Source organism: Nonomuraea sp. NPDC002799, from assembly GCF_053592075.1.
Map to the genome: position 1 here is coordinate 172497 of NZ_JBSFVA010000014.1, position 23481 is coordinate 195977.

At 71.6% G+C, this 23481-nt stretch carries 23 protein-coding genes; 10 read left to right on the forward strand and 13 right to left on the reverse strand.

Annotation, left to right across the window (positions count from 1 at the left end; all coding sequences use genetic code 11):
- The first annotated feature begins 10 nt into the window (after positions 1-10).
- Entirely contained in the window at positions 11-1261 is a 1251-nt protein-coding gene (gene glyA / locus ACWD0F_RS25565) for a serine hydroxymethyltransferase (protein ID WP_449879466.1), read from the forward strand.
- Between the two features lie 233 nt (positions 1262-1494).
- Here the strand turns inward: glyA and ACWD0F_RS25570 are convergent, their stop codons facing one another.
- From ACWD0F_RS25570 to ACWD0F_RS25580, 3 genes are all read right to left on the reverse strand, one after another.
- A complete protein-coding gene (locus tag ACWD0F_RS25570) occupies positions 1495-2760 on the reverse strand; it encodes a CHRD domain-containing protein (RefSeq protein WP_449879468.1) in 1266 nt (421 codons plus the stop codon).
- A gap of 181 nt (positions 2761-2941) precedes the next feature.
- Positions 2942-3652: an anti-sigma factor family protein gene (locus ACWD0F_RS25575; protein ID WP_449879470.1), complete on the reverse strand. Its 711-nt coding sequence runs from the start codon at positions 3650-3652 to the stop codon at positions 2942-2944.
- Positions 3649-4197 (reverse strand): sigma-70 family RNA polymerase sigma factor, encoded by a 549-nt coding sequence (locus tag ACWD0F_RS25580; protein ID WP_449879472.1) that lies wholly within the window; start codon positions 4195-4197, stop codon positions 3649-3651. Before ACWD0F_RS25580 ends, ACWD0F_RS25575 begins: the two co-directional genes overlap by 4 nt.
- A 284-nt stretch (positions 4198-4481) precedes the next feature.
- On the opposite strand from ACWD0F_RS25580, the gene rsgA reads away from it, so the two are divergent.
- Together rsgA and ACWD0F_RS25590 are read left to right on the forward strand one after the other, a co-directional pair.
- Positions 4482-5579, forward strand: a complete 1098-nt coding sequence (gene rsgA, locus ACWD0F_RS25585; protein ID WP_449879474.1) for a ribosome small subunit-dependent GTPase A — start codon at positions 4482-4484, stop codon at positions 5577-5579.
- Positions 5580-5672: 93 nt separating this feature from the next.
- On the forward strand, positions 5673-6299 hold the full coding sequence (locus ACWD0F_RS25590) for a phosphoribosyltransferase (protein WP_449879476.1): 627 nt from the start codon (positions 5673-5675) through the stop codon (positions 6297-6299).
- A gap of 12 nt (positions 6300-6311) precedes the next feature.
- On the opposite strand, the gene ACWD0F_RS25595 is transcribed toward ACWD0F_RS25590, so the two are convergent.
- Entirely contained in the window at positions 6312-6683 is a 372-nt protein-coding gene (locus ACWD0F_RS25595; RefSeq protein ID WP_449879478.1) for an ATP-binding protein, read from the reverse strand.
- A 231-nt stretch (positions 6684-6914) separates the two neighbouring features.
- Between ACWD0F_RS25595 and ACWD0F_RS25600 the strand changes: the two genes are divergently transcribed.
- Together ACWD0F_RS25600 and ACWD0F_RS25605 are read left to right on the forward strand one after the other, a co-directional pair.
- Entirely contained in the window at positions 6915-7796 is an 882-nt protein-coding gene (locus ACWD0F_RS25600; protein ID WP_449879480.1) for a helix-turn-helix domain-containing protein, read from the forward strand.
- Positions 7797-7932: 136 nt separating this feature from the next.
- The gene (locus ACWD0F_RS25605) at positions 7933-8166 is read left to right on the forward strand and encodes a DUF397 domain-containing protein (RefSeq protein WP_449879482.1); all 234 of its coding nucleotides are present in this window, start codon (positions 7933-7935) and stop codon (positions 8164-8166) included.
- Between the two features lie 46 nt (positions 8167-8212).
- Here the strand turns inward: ACWD0F_RS25605 and ACWD0F_RS25610 are convergent, their stop codons facing one another.
- From ACWD0F_RS25610 to ACWD0F_RS25635, 6 genes are all read right to left on the reverse strand, one after another.
- Positions 8213-8857: a hypothetical protein gene (locus ACWD0F_RS25610; RefSeq protein ID WP_449879484.1), complete on the reverse strand. Its 645-nt coding sequence runs from the start codon at positions 8855-8857 to the stop codon at positions 8213-8215.
- Between the two features lie 47 nt (positions 8858-8904).
- On the reverse strand, positions 8905-10125 hold the full coding sequence (locus tag ACWD0F_RS25615) for an esterase-like activity of phytase family protein (RefSeq protein WP_449879486.1): 1221 nt from the start codon (positions 10123-10125) through the stop codon (positions 8905-8907).
- Positions 10126-10444: 319 nt separating this feature from the next.
- Complete coding sequence (locus tag ACWD0F_RS25620) at positions 10445-10756, reverse strand: WhiB family transcriptional regulator (protein WP_379518652.1); 312 nt, start codon at positions 10754-10756, stop codon at positions 10445-10447.
- 101 nt (positions 10757-10857) lie between these two features.
- Entirely contained in the window at positions 10858-11742 is an 885-nt protein-coding gene (locus ACWD0F_RS25625; RefSeq protein WP_449879489.1) for a sucrase ferredoxin, read from the reverse strand.
- Positions 11743-11845: 103 nt separating this feature from the next.
- Positions 11846-13345: a glycerol-3-phosphate dehydrogenase/oxidase gene (locus ACWD0F_RS25630; RefSeq protein WP_449879491.1), complete on the reverse strand. Its 1500-nt coding sequence runs from the start codon at positions 13343-13345 to the stop codon at positions 11846-11848.
- On the reverse strand, positions 13335-13847 hold the full coding sequence (locus tag ACWD0F_RS25635; protein WP_449879493.1) for a TetR/AcrR family transcriptional regulator: 513 nt from the start codon (positions 13845-13847) through the stop codon (positions 13335-13337). Before ACWD0F_RS25635 ends, ACWD0F_RS25630 begins: the two co-directional genes overlap by 11 nt.
- Before the next feature lie 31 nt (positions 13848-13878).
- On the opposite strand from ACWD0F_RS25635, the gene ACWD0F_RS25640 reads away from it, so the two are divergent.
- Positions 13879-15552 carry an FAD-binding oxidoreductase gene (locus ACWD0F_RS25640; protein WP_449879600.1) on the forward strand — a complete coding sequence of 558 codons (1674 nt, stop codon included), beginning with the start codon at positions 13879-13881 and terminating at the stop codon, positions 15550-15552.
- Between the two features lie 174 nt (positions 15553-15726).
- Positions 15727-16881, forward strand: a complete 1155-nt coding sequence (locus ACWD0F_RS25645) for an NADH:flavin oxidoreductase (RefSeq protein ID WP_449879495.1) — start codon at positions 15727-15729, stop codon at positions 16879-16881.
- Between the two features lie 70 nt (positions 16882-16951).
- On the opposite strand, the gene ACWD0F_RS25650 is transcribed toward ACWD0F_RS25645, so the two are convergent.
- A complete protein-coding gene (locus ACWD0F_RS25650; RefSeq protein ID WP_449879497.1) occupies positions 16952-17530 on the reverse strand; it encodes a TetR/AcrR family transcriptional regulator in 579 nt (192 codons plus the stop codon).
- 80 nt (positions 17531-17610) lie between these two features.
- On the opposite strand from ACWD0F_RS25650, the gene ACWD0F_RS25655 reads away from it, so the two are divergent.
- Positions 17611-18543 (forward strand): TIGR03620 family F420-dependent LLM class oxidoreductase, encoded by a 933-nt coding sequence (locus ACWD0F_RS25655; protein WP_449879499.1) that lies wholly within the window; start codon positions 17611-17613, stop codon positions 18541-18543.
- On the opposite strand, the gene ACWD0F_RS25660 is transcribed toward ACWD0F_RS25655, so the two are convergent.
- Positions 18540-18965, reverse strand: coding sequence for a hypothetical protein (locus ACWD0F_RS25660; RefSeq protein ID WP_449879501.1), 426 nt, complete (start codon positions 18963-18965; stop codon positions 18540-18542). The two genes, ACWD0F_RS25655 and ACWD0F_RS25660, sit on opposite strands and share 4 nt — an antisense overlap.
- A gap of 347 nt (positions 18966-19312) precedes the next feature.
- Between ACWD0F_RS25660 and ACWD0F_RS25665 the strand changes: the two genes are divergently transcribed.
- Both ACWD0F_RS25665 and ACWD0F_RS25670 read left to right on the forward strand, forming a co-directional pair.
- Complete coding sequence (locus ACWD0F_RS25665) at positions 19313-20584, forward strand: metallophosphoesterase family protein (protein WP_449879503.1); 1272 nt, start codon at positions 19313-19315, stop codon at positions 20582-20584.
- Between the two features lie 21 nt (positions 20585-20605).
- Entirely contained in the window at positions 20606-22174 is a 1569-nt protein-coding gene (locus ACWD0F_RS25670) for a bifunctional 3'-5' exonuclease/DNA polymerase (RefSeq protein WP_449879505.1), read from the forward strand.
- A 34-nt stretch (positions 22175-22208) separates the two neighbouring features.
- Here the strand turns inward: ACWD0F_RS25670 and ACWD0F_RS25675 are convergent, their stop codons facing one another.
- The gene (locus ACWD0F_RS25675) at positions 22209-23480 is read right to left on the reverse strand and encodes an MFS transporter (protein WP_449879507.1); all 1272 of its coding nucleotides are present in this window, start codon (positions 23478-23480) and stop codon (positions 22209-22211) included.
- Position 23481: the final 1 nt, after the last annotated feature.

The following is a 23481-nucleotide window of genomic DNA, read 5'->3' on the forward strand; positions in this document are numbered from 1 at the left end:
CTGGAGAGTCATGGGTTCTCTCGCTAGCGTCGACCCGCAGATCGCCGAGCTCATCAAGGCTGAAGAGCGTCGCCAGGCCGACACCGTCAAGCTGATCGCATCCGAGAACTACGTGTCCAAGGCCGTGCTGGAGGCCACGGGCACCGTCCTGACGAACAAATACTCCGAGGGCTACGCGGGCAAGCGTTACTACGAGGGCCAGCAGGTCATCGACCAGGTCGAGACCGTGGCCATCGAGCGGGCCAAGTCCCTGTTCGGCGTCAACCACGCCAACGTCCAGCCCTACTCCGGCTCGCCCGCCAACCTCGCCATCTACCTGGCCTTCCTGGAGCCCGGCGACACCGTGATGGGCATGGGCCTGCCGTTCGGCGGCCACCTGACCCACGGCTGGTCGGTCTCGGCCACCGGCAAGTGGTTCAACTCGGTGCGCTACGGCGTGCGTCAGGACACCGGCCGCATCGACCTCGACGAGGTCCGCAAGCTCGCGCTGGAGCACCGGCCGAAGCTGATCTTCTGCGGCGGCACCGCGATCCCGCGCACGATCGACTTCGAGGGCTTCGCCTCGATCGCCCGCGAGGTCGGCGCCGTTCTCGCGGCCGACATCGCGCACATCGCGGGCCTCGTCGCCGGCGGCGCGCATCCGTCCCCGGTCGGCCACGCCGACGTGATCTCCACGACCACGCACAAGACGCTGCGCGGCCCGCGCGGCGCCATGCTCATGGCCACCTCCGACGAGCACGCCAAGGCGCTCAACAAGGCCGTCTTCCCCGGCCTGCAGGGCGGCCCGCACAACCACACCACGGCCGCCATCGCGGTCGCCCTGCACGAGGCCGCCCAGCCGTCGTTCCGCGACTACGCCCACCAGATCGTCGCCAACGCCAAGGCCCTGGCCGAGGAGCTGTCCGCGCGCGGGTTCGACCTGGTCTCCGGCGGCACCGACAACCACCTGATCCTGCTCGACCTCACGCCCAAGGGCATCGGCGGCAAGCCGGCCGCCCAGGCGCTCGACCGGGCCGGGCTGGAGACCAACTACAACACGGTGCCGTTCGACACGCGCAAGCCGTTCGACCCGTCGGGCATCCGGATCGGCACGCCGTCCGTCACCTCGCGCGGCATGGGCGAGGCGGAGATGCGGCAGATCGGCGCCTGGATGGACGAGGTCGTCACCGCCCTGGCCAAGGGCGACGCCGAGGACGTCATCACCCGCGTTCACCACGAGGTCAGCGAGCTCACCGCGCAGTTCCCGGCTCCCGGCCTGTAAACCGGCCTGTAGACCGGCCTGTAGACCGGCCTGTAAAAGGGCCTGTAGACCGGCTTGAGAGGGCGCGCGAGAACGCCCCGCCGCACGGGCTCCGTGTGCGGCGGGGCGTTCGTCGCGAACGGGATGACCGGAGCACCCCGTCGCGGTGGTCGATCGGCGGCCCGGGGGACTGGGCCGGGATCGACCGCGGACGGCCTTCCGGGGGACGGGACCGAGTCGTCCCCCGGTCGGCCTCAGCCCAGGTAGAGGTAGTCCGCTCCGTAAGGGACCTTGACCTCGGAGCCGGGAGTGCACGCGCCGGCCGGGGCGACGCCGCCGGTGGTGTTCAGGCGCAGGATCTGCGTGGTGTGCGCGAGCAGCCCGGTGGCCGCACCCGCCTGGGTGGCGTCGAGCAGCAGCTCGGGGATGTTGCCCGCGCCGTTCGGCGTCCTGGTGACGACCGCGCCGCGCACCGCGCTCCCGTCCGGGGCGATCCACTGCGGCGGGCCCGAGCCCGGCGTCACGAACGAGTGGTCGATGCCGCGCCGCAACGTCGCCGTCACGCCGAGCTGGGTGAAGGCGTGGCCGCCCGCGGGCTGCTGGGTGCAGGAGTAGATCTGCGCGCCGCTCAGCACGTCGGCCGTGAGCGCGCGCGGGTGGGTGAACGGCTCATCGGAGAGCCGGCCGCGTACGGCGCCGCCGGCGAAGTCGGCCGTGTGCAGGTTCGTGTAGTAGCGGCCGGGATCGGCGGCGATGCGCTTGACGACCTTGCCGGCCACCGGCGTCTCCCCGGCGACGCCGGTCACGTTCGCCGGCAGGGCGCCGGTGAACAGGCCCGCGACGACCGGCCCGTTCCTGCCCGCCACGCCCTGGTGCAGGTGGCCGTCGGTCACCGGGCCGAGCCCCGACCAGGAGGCGGTCCAGGCGATGGACGAGCCGTTCGGACGCAGCCACCACAGGGCCTGCCCGTCCTGGTCGCCGCGCTTCTTGCCGTCGTTCTCCTGAACCTCCTGGGCGCCCCCGGCCCGCGAGGAGAGCGTGGCCTGGTTGCTGCCGTGCAGCACCCCGCCCAGGTCGACCGGCCTGCTCAGCCGGTGGAACTGCCCGCGTACCGCGCCCTCGGGATGCCGCGCGTCGTGCAGGTTGGCGTAGAAGCCGCCGGGGTCGGCGAGGAGCGCCGTGACCAGCTCGGGGCCGGCCTTGACGGTGCCGGTGACGCCGAGCACGGTCTTGGGCAGCGCCTTGGTGAAGAGGTCGAGCTTGACGTCGCCGTTCGTGCCCTTGGCGCCCGCGTGCACGTGACCGGCGGCAGGCGCGCCGATCTTGTTCCACCGGGCCGCGAACGTGACCTCGTCCCCGCTGATCCTGAGCACGACCGTCGAACGCCCGTCGGCGTCACCCGCGGCGCCCACCTCGTTCGCACCGCGCAGCCCGGCGGCGAGATAGACCTCGTCACCGGCGGCCTGCGCCGGAGCGGGAACGGCGAACAGGGCGGCAGACAGCAAAACACCAGGAACCATGATCTTTCGGATAGACATGATGAAACCTCTTAAAAGGCTGGATATTCCGGTCGGTACGGCAGGCAGTACGCGCCGGAGTCCGGAGAGGTTCAACCGGATCAACCCGTAAAACTACACAAAGCCGATTAGCGGCAAAAAAAGCCCTCCCACCAGCGGTGGGAGGGCTCGGCAGGGCTGAAGGTCAGGCCTGGATGGTGAGCAGCTTCTTGCCGGTCGAGGTGACGACCTCGAAACGCTCGATCTCCTTCATCGGGGTGGCGCTGCCGCCGTGCATGTAGAGCGGGTCAGGCGATCCCGGCACTCCGTACCCGGCTGGAGGTACGGACCATCCGGTCATCACCCGGCGCTCGCCCGACTTGGCGACGGAGATCAGCTCGCACTCCAGCGGCCCCTTGACGCCGGCCAGCTTGAGCGCCGCGTGCGTGCCCCACCCCTTCGACTCCACGACCAGGCCGCCGGTCACCCCGTCCACGCCCTTGCCGTCGATGGGCGTGCCGTCGGCGTAGAACTGCTCGGCGGGGCCCATGTGATGATCGTGACCCTGTGCGACCGGCGGCGCGCTGCCCGCCGTGAGCTGCGTGCCGATCGTCAGCCCGCCGGCCACCAGCGTGACCGCGGCCGCCAGCCCGATGACGAACGTGCCCCGGCGCGCCCGCCGGTCGGTCGCCTTCTTGTGCCGCAGCAGATCGATCACAGGGTCAGGGGAAGGGGGGTCGGCGTCCTCCACGGGGCCGATCCCGTGCAGCGCGCTGGCCACGCCGGCCAGGTCGGCCAGCTCGAAGCGGCAGTCGGGACAGCGGAGGAGGTGGGTCTCGAAGGCCTCCCTGTCGTCCTCCTCCAGCAGGCCGAGCGCGTAGGCGCCCACATCCGTATGCTCGACTCTCGAGGTCATGCCGTCACCCCCCTCTCCTCCAGCGCGATGCGCAGCGCGCGAACCGCGTAGTAGACCCGGGACTTCACGGTGCCCACCGGGATGCCGAGCGCCTCGGCGGCGTCGTTGACCGACCGGTCCCGCAAGATCGTCTCGTTGAGGATCTCGCGGTGTGCCGGCGATAACGCCTTCAGCGCCTCTGACACGACCACCTGGTGCAGCAGTCCCTCCATCTCGTCCGGCACGGGCATGCTCTCCAGCGGTCCGTCGCCCGACTCCTGGGGGCGGGCGTCCCGGCGCCGCCGGTCATCGATCACGATACGTCTGGCGACCGTGGCGAGCCAGGGCATCAGCGAGACCGAGTCGGGGTCGAGCTGTTCCGAGCTGCGCCAGGCGCGAATCATGGTTTCCTGCACTACGTCTTCCGCCCATTGCCGATCGCCTGCTGTCAGCCGTATCACGAAGGCCAGCAGCGGCCTGTGGTACTCCCGGTAGAGCGCGGACACGACGACCTCGTCGTCCGGACGCACACGCCGGATCCAGTGCCGTAAGCGCGGCTTGCCCATCGGGGCGGCTCCCTCGGCCGAGGGCGGGGGATAGGTGCCGACTCGCATCATTCCCCTTTCTCGGGTCCGTCGGGAGGTGGTACGGCCCGCCGCCCTGGCACGGTTCAACAGATCGCGCAATGAAATGTGATTGCATCGCCGGCGACAGGGTGCGTAAAGTCGCATCGGTAACCGATTCGAGGAGGTGAGGACTATGCGGGTCGTCCTGTTCAGCCTGCCGTCCCTTCACCTCCGGGTGCTCGTCTGAGCTGCCCGTTCCTTCTCGAATCAAAGGTTGCACCGCGTTGTCTCACCATCTTTCGCTGCTCGGCTGGACCGATCTCCGTACCTCCGAGCTGCCCGCTGACACCGTCCCCGCCCGCGTGGCCCGCGTCGATCGCGGCGCCGCCGAAGTGCTCGCGGCGGACGGCCAGCATCACGTCAAGTACGCCGCCCGCGTCCGCCGGGCGTCCGCCGCCGATCCCGTGTCGCTGCCGTGCGTCGGCGACTGGGTCGCCCTCAGGCTCCTGCCCGAGGGCCGCTACGAGCTCGACGAGGTCCTGCCCAGGACCAGCGCCTTCGTCCGAGGCGGCGTGAGCCGCGACTCGGTCGGCGGCCTGTCCGGCGACGGCCAGGGGCAGGTGCTCGCCGCCAACGTCGACGTCGTCTTCGTGGCCGAGCCGTCCATGCACTCCACCGACTTCGCCGACCTCGGCCGGATCGAGCGGCTCGTCGCGCTGGCCTGGGAGTCCGGCGGCACGCCCGTCGTGCTCCTCACCAAGTCCGACCTGTTCGACGACGGCCTCGACGACCTGCTCGCCGACGTCCGCGTCGCCGCGCCGGGCGTGGCGGTGCACGCCGTCTCCTCGCTGCAGGGCGACGGGGTCGAGCTGGCCGCCGGCTACCTGTCGGGCTCCCGTACGGCCGTCATCCTCGGCCCGTCGGGAGCGGGCAAGTCCACCCTGGTCAACGCCCTGGCCGGCGACCCGGTCATGGAGACCCAGCAGGTGCGCGCCGCCGACGGGCGCGGCCGGCACACCACCGTGCACCGGGAGCTCATCCTGCTGCCCGAGGGCGGGCTCGTCATCGACACCCCGGGCATCCGCAGGATCGGGCTCTACGACATCGGCGACGGGGTGGACCTGGTCTTCTCCGACATCGAGACGCTGGCCGAGCGGTGCCGGTTCGGCGACTGCGGGCACACCAGCGAGCCCGGTTGCGCGGTGGTGGCCGCCCTGGAGAGCGGTGAGCTGCCGGAGCGGCGGCTGCAGAGCTGGCGCAAGCTGCAGCGGGAGGCGGCCTGGATGGCCTCCAGGACCGACGCGCGGCTGCGCAAGGAGCAGCAGAACAAGTGGAAGATCATTCACAAGGAGATGCGCCGCTCCGGCCGCAGCCGCCCCTGACGGGGCGCCGTGGCGATCGTGGCCCCGCCTCTTGACCAGGGAATGGCGGGGCCATGGTGGCGAGGAGCGTGTGTGCGCGGGTAGGCAGAGGTCATGGAGCTCTTCGCAGACCGGGCCGAGGCGGGGGCGCTGCTCGCCGAGCGGCTGCAGGACGTGCGCGACCCCGTGGTGCTGGCACTGCCCCGGGGCGGTGTGGCGGTGGCGGTGCCCATCGCGCGCCGCCTCGGCGTTCCGCTCGACGTGCTGGTGACCAGGAAGATCGGCTATCCGCCGGCGCCCGAGCTGGGTGTCGGCGCGATAGCCGAGGGCGGGGAGCCGGTCTTCGACCTGCAGCTGCTGCGCCGGCTGGACATGACGCCCGAGTCCGTCGCCGACGTCGTGGAGCAGGAACGCGACGAGCTGGCCCGCAGGGTGCGCGTCTACCGGGGCGACCACCCGCTGCCCGCACTCGGGGGCCGCGAGGTGATCGTGGTCGACGACGGCCTGGCCACCGGCGGCACCGCGCGGGCGGCGCTCCGGGCGGTCGCGACGGCGGGGCCCGCCAGGGTGACGCTGGCGGTGCCGGTCGGGGCGCTCGAAACGGTACGGTCGCTGGAGGCGGAGGCCGACGAGGTGGTGGTGCTGATGACGCCCCTCGACTTCAGGGCCGTGGGGCAGTGGTATGTGCGCTTCGACCAGCTCAGCGACGACGACGTGCTCGAACTGCTCGGGAGACGGTGACCGGGCGGATGATCAGCCCGCGAGGATGGCCCAGACGATCTTGCGGGCGCCGCCGGGGGACAACCATCCCCAGGCCGTGCAGAGCGCGTCCACCAGCCGCAGCCCGCGCCCGAACTCCGAGTAGACGTCAGGCGCCGCCGCCACCGGCGCGGTCGCGTTGTGATCGGTGACCACGCAGGCCAGCTCGGTCCGGTGGGTGAGCAGCCGGAGCTGCTCCGCGCCGCCGCCGTGCCGCATCGCGTTGGTCACCAGCTCGGAGACCACGAGCTGGGTGTCGAAGGTCCGCTCGACCACGCCCCACGAGGTGAGCGTCTGGTCGACGAACTTCCTGGCCGTCGCCACGCAGGCGGGCTCCAGGGCGGTGCGCTGATGGAAGGGGAACATCGCGTCGCACTCGCCGGCATGGCCGTCGGCCAGAATGGAAAAAAGCCATCCTGGCGGCCGACAACCGATAGCGGCTTGCGGCCGGGCGTCGAAAGTCGTCATTCTGGCCCCCGAAGCGCGGTCTGGTGATCCAATGCCCATCTTTACGGGGAGTGCTTACCAATGCAAGACTTTTGGTCGTTTACGGATGCTGATCGCATCTGCACGTGCAGATGATCTAGGAGCGGTGCGGTGAGCGCAGAAAGCGCGGAGGGGAAGCTTTTCCGGTATTCGCCGGGAAGCCCCACGGTGTTGCGGATCCTGCTGGGGACCCAACTGCGCAGGCTCCGTTCGGACAAGGGTATCTCCCGAGAGGACGCCGGGTACTCGATTCGCGCATCTCACGCCAAGATCAGCCGGCTGGAGCTCGGCCAGGTGAGCTTCAAGCAGCGCGACGTGGCGGATCTGCTGACCCTTTACGGCGTCACCGACCCCGCTGAGCGCGAGCCGCTGCTCGCCCTGGCCAAGCAGGCCAACGCACCCGGCTGGTGGCACAAGTACGGCGATCTGCTGCCCTCCTGGTTCGAGGTCTACATCGGCCTGGAAGGCGCCGCCTCCAGCATGCGTACCTACGAGAACCAGTTCGTCCCCGGCCTGCTGCAGACCCCCGAGTACGCCAGGGCCGTCATCGAGCTGGCCCACGAGAAGGCCGCCAAGTCCGAGCTGGACCGGCGCGTGACGCTGCGCACCACCCGGCAGAAGCGGCTGGAGAGCGGGCTGACGGTCTGGGCGGTGATCGACGAGGCCGTGGTGCGCCGCATGCTGGGCGGTCCCGAGACGATGCGCGGGCAGATCGCGCACCTGCTGGACATCACCGCAGAGCGCAACATCACCGTGCAGATCATGCCGTTCGACCGGGGTGGTCACGCGGCGGCCGGCGGGCCGTTCAGCATCCTGCGCTTCCCGGAGCGCGAGCTGCCCGACGTGGTCTACATGGAACAGCTCACCAGCGCTCTCTATCTGGATAAACCAGCAGATTCCGACCATTACATGGAGGTCATGGACCGGCTCAGCATCCAGGCGGAGGAGCCGAAAGCGACCAGGCGCTTCCTGGAACGTCTCATTTCCCGATGAGCTGCGGATTCTCCTGTGATCCACTCCATACCGGTGATTTTTGGTCGTCCGGTATATGGCGATCGGCGCGCTGCCGTATTGTCTCCTCGCAAACGCGGATGCACGTGCATCCGTAAGATCGCGAGGAGCCGCCCCCATGCATGAGTTCCGGAACGGAACGCCCGCCGGCCGCCTTCCCGTCGCCTGGCGCAAAAGCAAGCGGAGCAACCCGAACGGCAACTGCGTCGAAGTCGCGAGCCTGCCCACCGGCGAGATCGCCATGCGCAACTCGCGGTTCCCCGAGGGGCCGGCGCTGGTCTACACCCAGGCGGAGATCACCGCGTTCGTCCTCGGGGCCAAGGACGGCGAGTTCGACGACTTCATCGTCTGAGCGCGGCCCCTCACCGGGTTACGGTCTGGCCCGGTGAGGGTTCCGGTCACGACTCGGACAGGGGAGCCCCGTACCAGCGCCACTTGGACACCCGGGGATGGCCGGGAAGGTCGGCGCGGCCGGTGGCCCACAGCAGGGTCGTCCAGGGCTCCGAGGTGAGCGGCGCGTCGGGGAACAGGCGCGCCAGCACGCGGGCGCAGACGCCGGCGGGCGGCGACCAGTCCCGGCCCAGGCCCGCCGCCACGTCGTGCACATGGACCAGCGTCTCCACGAGGCCCATCGCGGCGAAGCCCTCCGGATCCGACGCGCCGAAGGTGTGGTGCCCCCTGGCCTCGGGCGGCGTCGTGCGCACCATCGAGACCAGCAGCGCGCCGCTGGTCTCCAGCACCTGCATCAGCCCGGCGGGACCCGCCGCGCGGTCGGCGTGCACGGTGTTCCTCGGCCCGCCGGGCCGGCGGCTGTCCAGGGTGAAGGGGACGTAGACGTCGAGCGGCGGCGTTCTGAGGCCGAGCTGGACGGCGTAGGCGAACAGGTCGTCGCTGAGATGCTCGACGGTCTCCCAGCAGGTCCACTCCAGTGAGCCGGCCTTCCCCTCCCAAGCCTCCGGGGAGGCTCCGGAGAGGCCGGTGACGGCCAGCCGCACGACCTCGTCGAGGTCGTCGGCGGTTACGGGCGATCGTCGGGATGACATGGCAGGCACCTTACCGGCCGGTTCATCGGCCCGCCCTTGCGGTGTCCCTACAGGTAGACGCGGGGGTCGGCCTTGAGGCCGCGCGTCAGCCGTACGGTGATGAACTCGTTGTCGTCCGGCTTGCCGGGCGTGCGCCCGCTGGCGAAGGGGAAGTTGTTGTCGTCGAGGAGGCCGAGCGTGCGGTCGTTCAGGATGACGACGTCCTCGATCGTCTGGAACGGGAACCTGAACGTGCCCGGCGTCCCGCCCAGGCCGCGCGGGTCGGCGAGGTCGAGCAGGTCGGCCACCAGGGTCTTGTCCACCGCGCCGTCGCGGTCCCTGTCGCGCAGGTCGGCCAGGTAGACGCGCTTGACCTTGGCGGCGTCGCCCTGCAGGTTGTCCCGCTCGATGATCAGGAAGCGGTCGGCGTCGACCGCGATCGCGTCGCCGATGGAGTGCGCGGGGTCGTCCAGCCGGTACGTCCAGCGCCGGCCGGTGTAGGCCCCCTTGCGCAGGTCGAACTCGTGCATCCGCAGCGTCCCCGCCGGGTCGCCGCTCACCGTGCCCTCCAGCAGCGGATAGAGGCGGCGGCCGTCCACGGACCTGGCCATGCCCTCGAATCCCTTGCTGCTCGCGAGGTTGGGCTGCCCGCCGTTCAGGGTGGGGTTCTCGGGCGCCTTGACGCCGGGCAGCTCGATCGGGGCTTGCGTCAGGCGACCCTTCTGGTCGAAGTGGAGCAGGTACGGGCCGAACTCGTCGCCGATCCAGTACGTGCCGTCCACCGCGCGCACGATCGACTCGACGTCGAAGTCGGCGCCGGTGAGGGTTCGGTCCTGACGCGTGAGGGCGAACGGCACCAGGCCGCGCGGGTCGGTCAGGTTGAAGCCGCCGCGCACGTCGACGGCCTTGCCGTCGAAGTCCGGCTTGATCCGGTGCACGCGCAGCAGGAAGTCCGCGCTGTTGGCCTTGTTGCCGAAGCCGTTGTCGGACAGGACGTCGAAGGTGCCGTCGTGGCGGCGGACGATGCCGCTGAAGCCCTGGACGGGCTGGCCCGGGAACGGCGGGGTGAGTCCGTTGACGGGAGCGGTGCCCAGCAGCGACCCGGACGGCTCGCTGCCGGGGACGTACGTCTGGGCGGGCAGCGACGCGAACCCGGTCAGCGTGGCCTGCCCGAAGCCGGGGGCGGCGACGGCAGGGGTGGCGGGGGCAGGCGCGGCGATGGCGGGGGTGGCGGTGGCCAGGGTGACGGCGGCCACGGCCGCGCAGGTCAGGATGGCGGGGCGTGTCATGGCGGCACCCTAGGGCGGCCACATGACGGCATTCCTAACGGACGGCGACGGCCGGTTGCGGCCGGATGTCCGGTACGCGCGCCTTCGCCCGCGTCGTCTTGAGACGGCCTTGGAGCGGCGTCGAGGCGGCCTTGAAACCCGGAAGACCACCCAGCCTGGTGGCGGCTGGGTGGTCCCGTGTTCCGCGGGTGCGGAGTGAGGCGTTTGATCAGGCAGTTGCCACGACCGGGTTCGCCAGGGCCTGGGCGTGGATGGCCAGACCCCGGTTCATCGGGACAACTGCGTGATCACACGGACGATGGTGTTGCTGCCGGGTGTGTCAGGCGGCGGTGATGCCGGCGCTGGCCGCGCGGCGCATACGACGGCGACGCTCGGAAGCGCGCTCGTCTTCGTTGAGACCGCCCCACGTGCCGTACTTCTCCGGCCGGGACAGCGCGTAGTCAAGGCACTCGTTGCGGACAGGGCACTGGGCGCAGATCGCCTTGGCCTTCCGCTCACGCACGTCACGCTCGGGCTGCCGCTCCCCATCGGGGCCGAAGAAGAGCACGAGGTCCTCACCCCGGCACGCGGCATCATCCTGCCAACCCCAGCTGGGGCGCGGGCGGGCGAGCTGCCGACGTACCTGAGACATGAGAAAACCACCTTCGTGAGAGGTATTTCGGGATTTGAGCCGCATTGGACGCTTTTGGCATCACTGTTCCAACGCATGGCCGGGCCGTGATGTTCCCCTGATCAGGCGAGGGCGGGCGTGGCGTACCGCACAGGCGCGAGCCTGTCCAGCGAAACCAGCCGGTAGGTGGTGATCGTCTCGGCGCAAGCCGTACCACACGGCGCTGTGAACGCCGATGGCTCAACCACAACCTGGAACCGGACGTCGCCTTGGCCCCGCGCGTTGACCCGCACGATTGCCACGGTGACGTCGCCGTCCGACCTGGAGGTCTCCACGGCCACTGCGCCGACGGAGCACTCTCCCGTATGTGCTCGGGCGAAATGCTCGACGGCCTGCAATGGCTCAGGGATGCCTGCGCGTCCCCGGTAGCGGTCGAGAATGACCTCGCCCGACCGGTACGCGTTAGCCGCTGCCAGTGCAGCAGCCTGAGACATGCTGCCGTAGAAAATTCCGTGTGGCAAGCACACGAGGTTGGCGGCGTAACGATCGCCGCCAACGTGTGACGTTTCCCACACTCTGTCGGGCAAGAAATCAGCCAGCGACCGAGCGAGAGGTAGTCCAATGCGGGCGCAGCACACATTGCGCTTGGCGTGCGTGCAGACCAGAAATACCGGCTCGTGTTCAAGTATGCAGGACTCCGGGACCACTCCGGCCGTGAACGCGTCCAGGTCAAGATCGTCAGGACCTGCGACGACACCGCCGGCCAGCCATGGGTGGTCGCCCTCGGCGTAGGCCAATAGCACGTGGATGCCCTGCTCCTGCGGGCGGGTCCGCTTTCCGGGGCGGCGGATCAGCTGGGGCCTGATACCGCGTTCCAGCGCTCGGCGTACGAGTTCTGAGATTTTTTGAGGGAGTTCGGAGCTTTCCATGCGGGACGGCCACGCGCCGGTGTATTCGATCAGCAGCCAGAGTCGCGCGCCCACGGTGGCGCTGGCCAACGTGGGCACTTCTCCGGCATGACATCCGACCGGGTGGTCGCAGCCCCTGGCCAACGCCGATCTCCCCCTTCGCCAACTTATTAGGTAAGACTAACCTAACGTATTGGCGCGTTCAGAGGCGGCTGATTCGATCAAGTACGTCCTGTGTCGCGGACAGCGCCCGGTCCCTGTCCTGCCGGACAAGACCGATCCGGGTCCTTCTGTCCAGCAGGTCGCCGGCGTCGAGCGCGCCCTCGTGCCGGACCGACCAGAGCAGCTCGCCCTGGGTGATGCCCAGCCCGACCTCCTCCGGATACGCCTTGACGAGCTCGTGCACGGCCGCCGCCTCGCTGCCGTACCGCCCGGTCAGCCGGAGGGGCACTCCGGACGGCTGGGGACCGGCGCCGGTCAGCGGGAGCCGGTGCGTACGGCTGCGGCCGGCCCTGAGGTCTCTGGAGGAGACCGCTCGATCCACCGCGTCCTGGGCCATGCGCCGATAAGTCGTCAGCTTGCCCCCGACCACCGTGATGATGCCGCTCTCGGACAACACCGCGTGCCTGCGGGACAGGTCGGCCGTGTGCCCGTCCGCCGCCAGAAGGGGCCTGAGGCCCGCGTAGGCGCCCGCGACCGCCTCGGGGGTCACATGAGTCTCAAGAATCCCGTTGAGCAACCCCAGCAGGGCTCTCACGTCCTCCTCGGGCGCTTCGGGAACGTCGGGCACCGGCCCGTCCACCGGCTCGTCGGTCAGGCCGACGTACGTGCGGCCGTCGCTCTGGGGGAGTACGAGCGCGAACCGGTTGGTCTCTCCGGGAATCGGCAGATGCATGCCCGCGATCAGCCCGGGGAGCGTCCCCGGCGCGAGCACGAGGTGGGTGCCCCGGGAGGGCCGGAGCCGCACGCCGGGGTCCAGGGTGCCGGCCCAGACGCCGGTCGCGTTGATCACGGCCTTGGCCCGGATGGTGAGCTCCTCGCCGGTCAGCTCGTCGCGGGCCAGCGCGCCGTGGTCGGTGAGCCGCAGGGCACGGCAGCGGGTGAGCACGCGGGCGCCGTGCGCGGCGGCGGTCCTGGCGATCGCGACCACCAGGCGGGCGTCGTCGAGCAGGCGGCCGTCCCACGACAGCAGCGCGCCGCGCAGGCCGTCCTGACCCAGCACGGGGGCCAGCGTGTGCGCGCGGGCGGCGTTCAGGCGCACGGGGCCGGGCAGCAGGCGGCGCGGCGTGCGGGCGGCGGCGCGCAGCCCGTCGCCGAGCCGGTAGCCGGCCATGACCAGCGCCGCCTGCCGCCGCGAGACGTCCGTGGTCAGCGGCAGGAGGTAGGGGTGCGCCCCGACCAGGTGCGGAGCGGTCGTCCGCAGCAGGATCCCGCGCTCGACCGCGCTCTCGTAGGCGACGTCCACCTGCCCCTTGGCCAGATAGCGCAGGCCGCCGTGGATCAGCTTGGAGCTCCACCTGGAGGTCCCGAACGCCATGTCGTGCGCGTCGATGGCGGCTACGCTCAGCCCCCGGGAGGCGGCGTCCAGGGCGGCGCCGGCCCCCGTCGCGCCGAGTCCCACCACCAGCACGTCCACCTGTTCCTCCGCGACCTGGCGCAGCTCGCGGGCTCTTCTGCGGGAGTTCAGTGAGCTACTGGGCAAGGTAGGCCTCCAGGAGGACGGCGAGCTCCGCGTCGAGCTCGTCCTGCGTCACGGGGTCGAGCATGGTGGGCGCCGACAACAGGAACGACTGCGCCACCAGCAGCACCGCCCTGGCCTTGCGCGGATCGCCGACGGCCCGCTCCAGCACGTCCAGGATGGCCTCGTGGCTGGCGCCGCGCCGGTCGAGCAGGTACGGCATGAGCAACTCGGGATCCGCCTCCACGATCTTCCGCCACAGCGGGTGCGCGCGCAGCCCCCGCACTCCGGCGACGACCGCGCGCACCGGGTCCGACATGTCCAGCCCGGCGACCACGCGGACCCACTCCCTGGTCATCAGGTCCGCGACCAGCGTGCGCACGTCGGGCCAGCGGCGGTAGAGGGTCATCCGGGACACCCCGGCCCGGCGCGCCACGTCCGTGAGCGTCGTCCTGCGCACGCCGTACGCCAGCACGCAGTCGCGGGCGGCGTCCAGGACGCTCTCATTGTGACGAATCGACGTCATATGTCACAGTGTAAGCGTGCCTAGAGAACCGATGCTCTGGTCCGGCTGGGGCGACCCCGCCCGGGCCCGCGAGCTCCCCGAGCCGATCAACCGGCTCCTGCGCGACCTCCTCGGCGTACGCGCGCCGCACGCCCCCGCCGCCACGCTCGACTCGGTGCGCCTTCCCGAGGTCACCCTGCCGGAGCCGGTGCTCGGCGCGCTGGCCGGGGTCGTCGGCGCCGCGCACGTGCTGACCTCCCACGAGGCGCGCGTCCGGCGCACGCGCGGCAAGTCCACCCCCGACCTGCTGCGGATGCGCGCGGGAGACGGCTCCGACGCGCCGGACGCGGTGCTGCTGCCCGGCTCCTGCGAGGAGGTCGCCGAGCTGCTGCGGCTGTGCTCGCGGGAGCGGGTGGCGGTCGTGCCGTTCGGCGGCGGCACCTCTGTGGTCGGCGGGCTCACCGCCGCCCGCGCGGGCTTCGCCGGGGTGGTCGCGCTGGACCTGGGACGGCTCGACCGGCTGGTGTCGGTGGACACGCGGTCGATGGTGGCCGAGTTCGAGCCGGGGGTGCGGGCCCCCGACGCCGAGCGGCTGCTCGCCGCGCACGGGCTGACGCTGGGGCACTTCCCCCAGTCCTTCGAGTACGCCACGCTCGGCGGCTTCGCGGCGGCGCGCTCCAGCGGGCAGGCGTCGGCGGGGTACGGGCGCTTCGACGACATGGTCGTCGGCCTGACCGTGGCCACGCCGTCGGGCACCCTCGACCTCGGGCGGGCGCCCAAGTCGGCCGCCGGGCCCGATCTGCGGCAGCTCGTGCTCGGCTCCGAGGGCGCCTTCGGCGTCATCACGTCGCTGCGGTTGCGGGTGCGGCGGGCGCCTGCCGAGCGCCGGTACGAGGGGTGGCGGTTCGCGTCGTTCGCGGAGGGATCGGCGGCGATGCGGGCGCTTGCCCAGGAAGGTCCGCTGCCGACGGTGCTGAGGCTCTCCGACGAGACCGAGACCATGATCGGTCTGGCCGGCCCGGACACGATCGGCTCCGGCGGCTCCGGATGCCTGCTGATCGCCGGTTACGAGGGCACCCCGGCCGCCGGGGGGCCGGAAGGCGCGGGCGCGCCCGTGGCGAGCCGGGGGAGCGCCGGTGTTTCCGGGACCGTTCCGGGAAGCGCTGCCGATCCGGGAAGCGCCGGCGTTTCCCTGGCGGTTCGGCGGGACGCGGCGTCGGCGGTGCTGGCGCGGTGCGGCGGGGAGCCGCTCGGCGACGGGCCGGGGCAGGCGTGGGAGCACGGCCGGTTCTCCGCGCCGTACCTGCGCGACTCGCTGCTCGCGGCCGGCGCCACCGTGGAGACCCTGGAGACGGCCGGCTTCTGGGCGAACCTGCCGCGCCTCTACGACGCGGTGCGGCTGGCCCTGCTCGGAGCGCTCGGCTCGCCGCTGGTGATGTGCCACGTCTCGCACGTGTACGAGACCGGCGCCAGCCTGTACTTCACCGTCGTGACACCGCAGGAGGACGACCCCCTCGCGCAGTGGGATCGCGCCAAGGCGGCGGTGAACGCGGCCATCGTCGAGGCGGGCGGCACGATCTCGCACCATCACGGGGTGGGGCGCGACCATCGGGACGCCTACGCCGCCGAGCTGGGGCCCGTCGGGGTGGCGATCCTGCGGGCGGTGAAAGCCGGACTCGACCCGGCCGGAATACTCAACCCCGGCGTGCTCGTCCCGGAAGCCTGATCCGAGGCGGGGCCGGAACCGGTCATCGCCGCCCTTTTCAGGTGCGCCGCGCACCAGTGCCGGGACCGGCGACCACCTGGGTGGCAGACGGTCGGCCGCCACCGCTCAGCCACCTCCCATCATGGGCCCATCAGTGTTTGACTGATGGGAGACCCAGAAGCGGGAGGCCCCGGCATGGACGTTTTCGAACAGGCCGAGCTCGGCCCCCTCACCCTGCGCAACCGGATCATCAAGGCGGCCACCTTCGAGGGGAGGGCCAGAGGCGCCCTGGCCGGCGACGACCTCATCGCCTTCCACCGCACGCACGCCGCCGGGGGCGTGGCGATGACCACCGTCGCCTACTGTGCCGTCGCCCCTGAAGGCCGCACCCAGCGCCACCAGATCTGGATGCGCCCCGACGCCCTGCCCGGCCTGCGCCGTCTCACCGACGCCGTGCACGCCGAGGGCGCCGCCGCCTCGGCCCAGATCGGGCACGCCGGTCCGGTCGCCAACAGCAGGTCCAACCGCGTTCAAGCGCTGGGCCCTTCGACGTCGCTCAATTACCAGGCGATGCGGTTGACCCGCCGCGCCACCGCCGACGACATCGCACGCGTCATCGCCGCCCACGCCACCGCCGCCAGGCTGGCCGTCGAGGCGGGGTTCGACGCCGTCGAGATCCACCTCGGCCACAACTACTTGGCCAGCTCGTTCCTCAGCCCCAGGCTCAACCGGCGCCGCGACGGCTTCGGTGGCTCGCTGGCCAACCGCGCCAAGGTCGCCCTCGGCGCCGCCCGCGCCGTCCGCGACGCCGTCGGTGACCGCATCGCCATCCTGGCCAAGCTCAACATGGACGACGGCGTACGCGGCGGGTTCTGGCTGGACGAGAGCCTGCAGGTCGCCCAGTGGCTCGAACGCGACGGCAGCGTCGACGCGCTGGAGCTGACGGCCGGCAGCTCGCTGCTCAATCCCATGTATCTCTTCCGCGGCGACGCCCCCGTCCGCGAGTTCGCCGCCACCTTCAAGCAGCCCGCGCGTCTGGGCATCAGGCTCGCCGGCGAGCGCTTCATCCGCGCCTACCCCTACCAGGAGGCCTACCTCCTCGACAGCGCCCGCCGGTTCCGCGCCGCCCTGCGGTTGCCCCTGATCCTGCTCGGCGGCATCAGCCAGCGCGAGACCATGGACCTGGCCATGGCCGAAGGCTTCCAGTTCGTCGCGATGGCGCGCGCCCTGCTGCGCGAGCCCGACCTGATCAATCGCCTGCGGGCCGAGCCCGCCACTCGATCGATGTGCGTGCACTGCAACAAGTGCATGCCGACCATCTACACCGGCACCCGCTGCGTGCTGGCGTGACGGCTCGCTGAGCCGGGCGTGGCGGGCCCGCCCGCTCGGAGGCCGGCTCGGGCAGGCCGGTGCGGGTGGCTCAGCCGACGAGGCCGTACAGCAGGATCCCGATGAGGTCCTCGGAGTCCGGGTGGCCGGAGACGTGCTGGTCGCCGGCCCAGGCGATCGCGGTGGCCAGCGCGATGAGGGTGCCGGGGGTGACGGGCGCCCGCAGGCGGCCGGCTCGCTCCACCCGGGCCACCAGCTCGCCGGCCGCGGTGACGGCGGCGGTGCACCGCCGGCCCAGTGCGCTGTCCGGTTCGGCGACGGCTCGCGCGATCTCTTCGGCCAGCCCCTGGACCCGGCGGATGTGGGCCACCAGCGCGCTGATCCACTGCCGCAGTGCGGCGACCGGGTCCTGGCCGGTGATCAGGTCGCCGGCCAGGGCCGTCACTTCGTCGAGGCTGTCGCCGACCACGGCGGCGATCAGGTCCTCCCGGTGGGGGAAGTGCCGGTACAGGGTGGCCGGGCCGACCCCCGCGCTGCGGGCGATCTCATTGAACGAGACGTCGACCCCGCTGGTGGCGAACGCGGTGCGGGCGGCGGCCAGCAGGCGCGCCCGGCTGCGCCGCGCATCCGCCCGCACGCCGCCGGGCGGCAGAGGGTCGCTGTGGTCCATGCCGGTGCTCCTTGCCTAAATGGAGTGGCATTCCATATATTCGGAGCGCCATTCCGATTATAGTAGTGAGGACGATCACCATGTCACTGCCTGTACGTCTGCCGGCGATCGGGCTATGGGCCGGCGGGTTCGACCTGAGTTCACCCAGCGAGAGCGCCGAACTGGCGGCAGAGCTGGAGGAGCTGGGGCTCGGCGCCTTCTGGCTCAGCGAGGGGCTGGTCCGCGACCCGTTCGTCGACGCCACCCGCCTGCTGGCCGCGACCCGGTCGCTGGTGGTCGGCACCGGTATCGCGGTGATCTTCGGGCGCCATGCGCATTGGATGCGCAACTCGGCGCGGGCGGTGCTGGACGCCTACCCTGACCGGTTCGTCTTCGGCCTGGGCACGTCCAACCCGCGGGTCGTCGAGGACGTGCTCGGGCTCGACTACCGGCGGCCGCTCGCCACGCTACGCGCCTACCTCGGCGATCTCGACGCGCCGGACGGCCTGCGGGCGATCCTCGGCCTGCCGGACGACGGCCGGCTGCCCCGCGTGCTGGCGGCCCTCGGCCCGCGCGCGCTGGACCTCGCCAGGGACGGCGCCGACGGAGCGATCACGTACCTCGTCCCTCCTGAGCACACCGCCCGGGCTCGCGCGGCGCTCGGGCCTGAGCGCACGCTGATCGTCGAGCAGGCCGTGGTCGTCGGCGCGGGCCCGGACGACGCCCGATCGCGGGCTCGCGCCCACCTCGCCGGTTATCTGCCTCTCCCCACCTATCGGGCGAGCTGGCGGCTCCTCGGCTTCACCGACGCCGACTTCGCCGCCGGCGGCAGCGACCGGCTCGTCGACGCCATGGTCGCCACGGGGGAGGAACAGGTGGCCGACCGGATCGCCGCCCACCTGGCGGCCGGCGCCGACCATGTCTGCCTGCAGGCGCTGCCCGCCCAGCCGTTCACGATCCCGGGACGGCAGTGGCGGACGCTCAGCGCCATGGGGCGGACCTATGGCGCCGGCCCGCACCACGGGCGGGGCTAGTCCAGGGGTTTGGCGTCCGGCGGGGGGAGCTCGGCGGCCTCCGCCAGCGTGGCGGCGGCCTCGGTGTAGCGGTGCAGGGCCTCGTACGCGGCGGCGAGGCAGTGCAGCGAGACCGCCAGGGGCGCGCCGCCGATCGAGCGGGTGAGCGCCACCGCCTCCTGCGCCAGCGGCAGCGCCTCCATGCCCTGCCTGCGCCGCAACAGGAACTTGGCCGTCGTGCGCAGGCAGCGGGCCAGCAGCTCCGTGTGCTCCATCGGGGACTCCCTGGCCAGCGCCCGGCTCAGCGCGATGGCCTCGCCGAGGCTGGTGAGCGCCCCGCCGCCCCAGCGTGATCGGCTCTGGGCGTAGGCCAGCAGTCCCTCGATGCCCTCCACGCCTGCTGCGCCTTTCCGCGTCGCGTCGTCCGGGCCGTTACGGCTCATGGGAGCCTCCCCTCGGCGGATCCCAACCGCTTGCTTGGGGGGTGAGGTTACACCATTGCGAACCTTCTGTGTCCCTGACGGTACGGAGCGTTCGGGGTGCGCGAATAGTAGATCACGGTAAAGATGTGGTCATGGTGGAAGTCGCGGCCGAGTATGGAAAGCAGCATTCGTCCCGGGAGTCCGAGGACGGCGCGGGGTGGTCCTGTACCCAACCGGGCACGTTCGCCCAGCTCAGGGCCGATGATCGGGGATTCAGCTGGCTCAATTTACGCACGCTCTGGCGGTCCCGTAACGAGATCTTGGCGGGGCTGTTCGGTGATCCTTCGGGCGAGGTGCGGGCCCGGTGGATGGAGACCCAGGAGGCTCGCGGGATAGACCCGGAATTTCGTATCAAGCCCCCGCTTGGGGGGAATTTCAGTTTCCTTCTGCTCGGCGATACCGGGGAGGGCGACGCCTCCCAGTACGCCGTTGTTCCGGCCATGCTGAAACTGGGCGAGGACACCTCGTTCGCCGTCATCGCCAGTGATGTCATCTATCCGACGGGATCGGGGAACGAGTACGGAGACAAGTTCTTCCGTCCGTACAAGGACTACGACGCCCCCATCTACGCCATCCCCGGCAACCATGACTGGTATGACGGGCTCGGCGGCTTCATGCGGGTCTTCTGCGACGCGCCGCCGCTCAAGCCGAAGCCGGACCGGGGGCTGCGCGGGCTGCTGTGGCGTAAGCCGGACACCATCGACGAGACGCAGCTGGCGCAGGCGCGCGCGCTCAGGGGCAAGCCGGCCCAGCAGGTGACGCAGCCGGCGCCGTACTGGGCGATCGAGAGCGACAGCCTGGTCATCGTCGGCGTGGACACCGGCATCAGGAACGTGATCGACAAGGCGCAGACCGCGTGGTTGCGCCGCGTCTCGCTCGACCCCCGGCCGAAGATCCTGCTGACGGGCAAGCCCATCTACACCGGCAACGCCTACAAGCCCTCCAAGCTGGAGGAGGGCGGCACGATCGACGACATCGTGCGCGACCCGGCACACCACTACGTCGCGGCCATCGGCGGCGACGTGCACAACTACCAGCGTTATCCGGTCAAGGTGGGCGACCGGGTGATCCAGTACGTCGTGTCGGGCGGCGGCGGCGCGTTCATGCACGCCACGCACACCATCGACCGGGTCGGCGTGGCCGAGGTGCACGAGGACGACTTCAGGTGCTACCCGCTGCGCGGCGACTCGTTGTCGTTCTACAGCCAGCTCTACGCCAAGCGGCTGCGGATGAAGTGGCTCTGCCTGACGCCGTCCGAGGCGCTGTGCATCATGTCGCAGCGGATCAAGAACGAGCCGGTCAGGAGCCCGGAGGGGCCGGTGGAGATCACCCGCAGGATGCGGTGGGCGGCGCGGCTGCTCGGGGTCTGGCCGTGGCCGTTCCGGCTGCCGGTGGAGAAGGTGTTCCACCGCTTCCTGTCGGAGATGTCCGACTGGGACACGCCGCCGTTCTTCAAGCAGCTCCTGCACGTCTCGGTCACCCCCGGGGAGCTGACCCTGCGCTGCTTCGCCGCCACCGGATGCCTGGCGCAGGAGCTCGACCCGCCGATGGAGGACGAGGTGCGCATCAAACTGTCGTAGGCGTTTGGCACCCTTGACCACGTGTATGTCGTGGTCGCCGCCGAGACGGTGCTTCCTGTGGGCGGCACGGCTCGCCGTCCCGCCGATCCGGCGCGGGCCGTGCGCGAGATCGAGGCGGCCGAGCGGCCGCGATGGGTGTGGGCCGACACGCGGGCGGACTACACGCCGCTGCTGCACGTGGGCGCACGGGTCTCGCGCTGCCACGACCTCGCGCTCACCGAGGGGCTGCTGCTCGCCCACGAGGGCCGCTACGGCGAGCCGCGCTCGGCCAGGGCGGCGCACGCCAGGCTGCACGGGCTGCCGGTGCCCGATGAGCAGCCCAGCGTGCGCGACACGCTGTTCTCGCCGGAGCCGCTCGGCGCCGAGGCCGTCGCCGAGGTGCTGGCCGACCAGCTCCGGCGGATCGAGGCGCTGCCGGAGCCGGGGAGGTTCCGGCTGCTGGTGGCGGCCGAGTCGGCGGGCGCGCTGGTGGCCGCCGAGATGTCGTACGACGGCATGCCGTGGCGCAGGGACGTGCACGACGCGCTGCTGACCGAGCTGCTCGGGCCGCGGCCCGTGCACGGCATGCGCCCCGCCAAGCTGCAGGCGCTGGCCGGCGAGGTGGCGGCGGCGTTCGGGCACGCGGTCAACCCCGACTCGGTGCAGCAGCTCGTCAAGGCGTTCAAGGCGGCGGGGGTGGCGCTGAAGAGCACCCGGTCGTGGGAGCTGAAGCGGATCGACCATCCGGCGGTGCCGCCGCTGCTGGCCTACAAGGAGCTGGCCCGGATGTTCAGCTTCCACGGGTGGGTGTGGGCCGACCAGTGGGTGCGCGACGGGCGCCTGCGCCCCGAATACGTGGTGGGCGGCGTGGTGTCCGGGCGGTGGGCCACCAACGGGGGCGGGGCGCTGCAGATCCCCAAGGCGATGCGGCGGGTGGTGGTGGCCGACGACGGATGGGTGCTGGTCGTCGCCGACGCGGCGCAACTGGAGCCGCGGGTGCTGGCCGCGATGGCCGGTGACGGAGGGCTGGCCAGGGCGGCCGGGGAGATCGACCTGTATTCGGCGCTGGCGCGGTCGTTCGGCGGGGAGCGCGACAACGCCAAGATCGCGATGCTGTCCGCCATGTACGGCGGCACCAGCGGCGACGCCACCAAGCTGCTCGCCGTGATGCGGCAGCGCTTTCCCCGGGCCTACCAGTTCGTCGAGGACGCGGCCAGGGCGGGGGAGGAGGGCCGGCTCGTCCGGTCCTGGCTCGGGCGCACCAGCCCGCCCCCGTCGGCGCGGTGGAAGGAGCTGGTGTCGGGGCCCGAGGGCACCCGGGCGGCGCGGGACCGCGGGCGGTTCACGCGCAACTTCGTGGTGCAGGGCACCGCCGCGGAGTGGGCGCTGGCGCTGCTGGCGGTGCTGCGCGGGTTGTTGCCCGAGCCGGCCAGGCTGGTGTTCTTCCAGCATGACGAGGTGATGGTGCACTGCCCGGCCGAGCAGGCCGGCGAGGTGATCGCGGCGGTGACCGAGGCGGCGGCGCAGGCGAGCCGGCTGCTGTTCGGGCGGACGCCGGTGCGGTTCCCGATGGAGGCCGTGGCGGTCTCCTCCTACGCCGACGCCAAATGAGCGGCCCGCCGCGGGCGGCTGCGGGGGGTGGTGGTCAGGGGGTGGTGCGGTGCCAGACGACGGTCATCCAGAGACCGGCGGCGGTCACCATGACGGCGACGACCAGGCCGAGCATGCCGTAGGAGAGCAGGCCCACGATGGCTCCGGCGATGATCGTGCCGGTGGCGCCGCAGACGTTCATCAGCAGGTCCGACAGACCCTGGACGGCCGGGCGGCGGTCGATCGGCACCGACTCCGTGACCAGGGCCGAGCCGGCCACCAGGCCGCACGACCAGCCGAGGCCGAGCAGCACCAGCGCCGTCGTCACCTGCCAGATCCGGTGCCCGGACGTGCCGGCCAGGACGGCCGCGCCCAGCAGCAGCGCCATGCCGAGCACCAGCACCGGCACCTTGCCGGCCCGGTCGGCCAGCCAGCCCACGACCGGCGACAACACGTACATGCCGGCGATGTGCAGGCTGATCACGAGGCCGATGACGTCCAGGTTCGAGCCGTCGTGGTGGAGTTTGACCGGGGTCATGGACATGACGGAGACCATCGCCGTGTGGCTGATCGCGATCATGATCAGCGCGCGGCGGGCCATCGGGGTGGTGCGCAGGGTCCGCCAGGCGGTGCTGATCGTCCGGGTGCCGCCGCGCCGGCCGGATTCGCCGCCGCCGTCGAGCTCGCGGGCCAGCTTGAGCGGGTCGGGGCGCAGGAAGCCGATGATGACGACCATCGCCAGGGCGAACGCCAGCGCCGCGAACGCGAACGGTCCCGCCCGCTCCACCATCCCGAGTCGCATGCCGATCTGGTCGGCGGGCTTGGCCAGGTTCGGGCCGGCCACGGAGCCGACGGTGGCGGCCCAGACGACCAGCGAGAGGTGCCGGCCCGCGTGCCCCTTCGGCGCCAGGTCGGTGGCCGAGTAACGCCCCGCCAGGCCGCCCGCGCTCCCGCCGCCCACCAGCACCAGCCCGGCCAGCAGCAGCGGCCAGGAGCGCAGGGTGATCGCGGCCACGGAGATCGCGCAGCCTGCCAGCGCCGCCCCGTACGCCAGCGCCAGGCCGGAGCGGCGGCCGCCCCTGCTCGACGTCCTGGCCGTGGGCAGCGCCAGCAGCGCCGCGCCGAGCACGGTGGCCGTGCCGGCGAAGCCGCTGATCACCGTGGACCCCGACAACTCGTCCACGACCACCGAGCTGAGCGCCAGGCCGACGGCCACGCCCACGCCGCCCACGATCTGTGCCGCCGACAGGACGCCGAGGGTGCGGCGCTGGACGAGCCGAAGACGGTCAGGGGATGAAACAGTGGGTTTTGTCGGGGCACTGGTCACG

Coding starts and splice junctions, on each gene's coding strand:
- ACWD0F_RS25635 (WP_449879493.1), bottom strand. CDS start 13,847: ATGACGTCGATTCGTCACAATGAGAGCGTCCTGGACGCCGCCCGCGAC.
- ACWD0F_RS25665 (WP_449879503.1), top strand. CDS start 19,313: ATGGAGACCCAGGAGGCTCGCGGGATAGACCCGGAATTTCGTATCAAG.
- ACWD0F_RS25645 (WP_449879495.1), top strand. CDS start 15,727: ATGGACGTTTTCGAACAGGCCGAGCTCGGCCCCCTCACCCTGCGCAAC.
- glyA (WP_449879466.1), top strand. CDS start 11: ATGGGTTCTCTCGCTAGCGTCGACCCGCAGATCGCCGAGCTCATCAAG.
- ACWD0F_RS25570 (WP_449879468.1), bottom strand. CDS start 2,760: ATGGTTCCTGGTGTTTTGCTGTCTGCCGCCCTGTTCGCCGTTCCCGCT.
- ACWD0F_RS25660 (WP_449879501.1), bottom strand. CDS start 18,965: ATGAGCCGTAACGGCCCGGACGACGCGACGCGGAAAGGCGCAGCAGGC.
- ACWD0F_RS25650 (WP_449879497.1), bottom strand. CDS start 17,530: ATGGACCACAGCGACCCTCTGCCGCCCGGCGGCGTGCGGGCGGATGCG.
- ACWD0F_RS25605 (WP_449879482.1), top strand. CDS start 7,933: ATGCATGAGTTCCGGAACGGAACGCCCGCCGGCCGCCTTCCCGTCGCC.
- ACWD0F_RS25620 (WP_379518652.1), bottom strand. CDS start 10,756: ATGTCTCAGGTACGTCGGCAGCTCGCCCGCCCGCGCCCCAGCTGGGGT.
- ACWD0F_RS25615 (WP_449879486.1), bottom strand. CDS start 10,125: ATGACACGCCCCGCCATCCTGACCTGCGCGGCCGTGGCCGCCGTCACC.
- ACWD0F_RS25595 (WP_449879478.1), bottom strand. CDS start 6,683: ATGTTCCCCTTCCATCAGCGCACCGCCCTGGAGCCCGCCTGCGTGGCG.
- ACWD0F_RS25575 (WP_449879470.1), bottom strand. CDS start 3,652: ATGACCTCGAGAGTCGAGCATACGGATGTGGGCGCCTACGCGCTCGGC.
- ACWD0F_RS25580 (WP_449879472.1), bottom strand. CDS start 4,197: ATGGGCAAGCCGCGCTTACGGCACTGGATCCGGCGTGTGCGTCCGGAC.
- ACWD0F_RS25655 (WP_449879499.1), top strand. CDS start 17,611: ATGTCACTGCCTGTACGTCTGCCGGCGATCGGGCTATGGGCCGGCGGG.
- ACWD0F_RS25640 (WP_449879600.1), top strand. CDS start 13,879: ATGCTCTGGTCCGGCTGGGGCGACCCCGCCCGGGCCCGCGAGCTCCCC.
- ACWD0F_RS25610 (WP_449879484.1), bottom strand. CDS start 8,857: ATGTCATCCCGACGATCGCCCGTAACCGCCGACGACCTCGACGAGGTC.
- ACWD0F_RS25590 (WP_449879476.1), top strand. CDS start 5,673: ATGGAGCTCTTCGCAGACCGGGCCGAGGCGGGGGCGCTGCTCGCCGAG.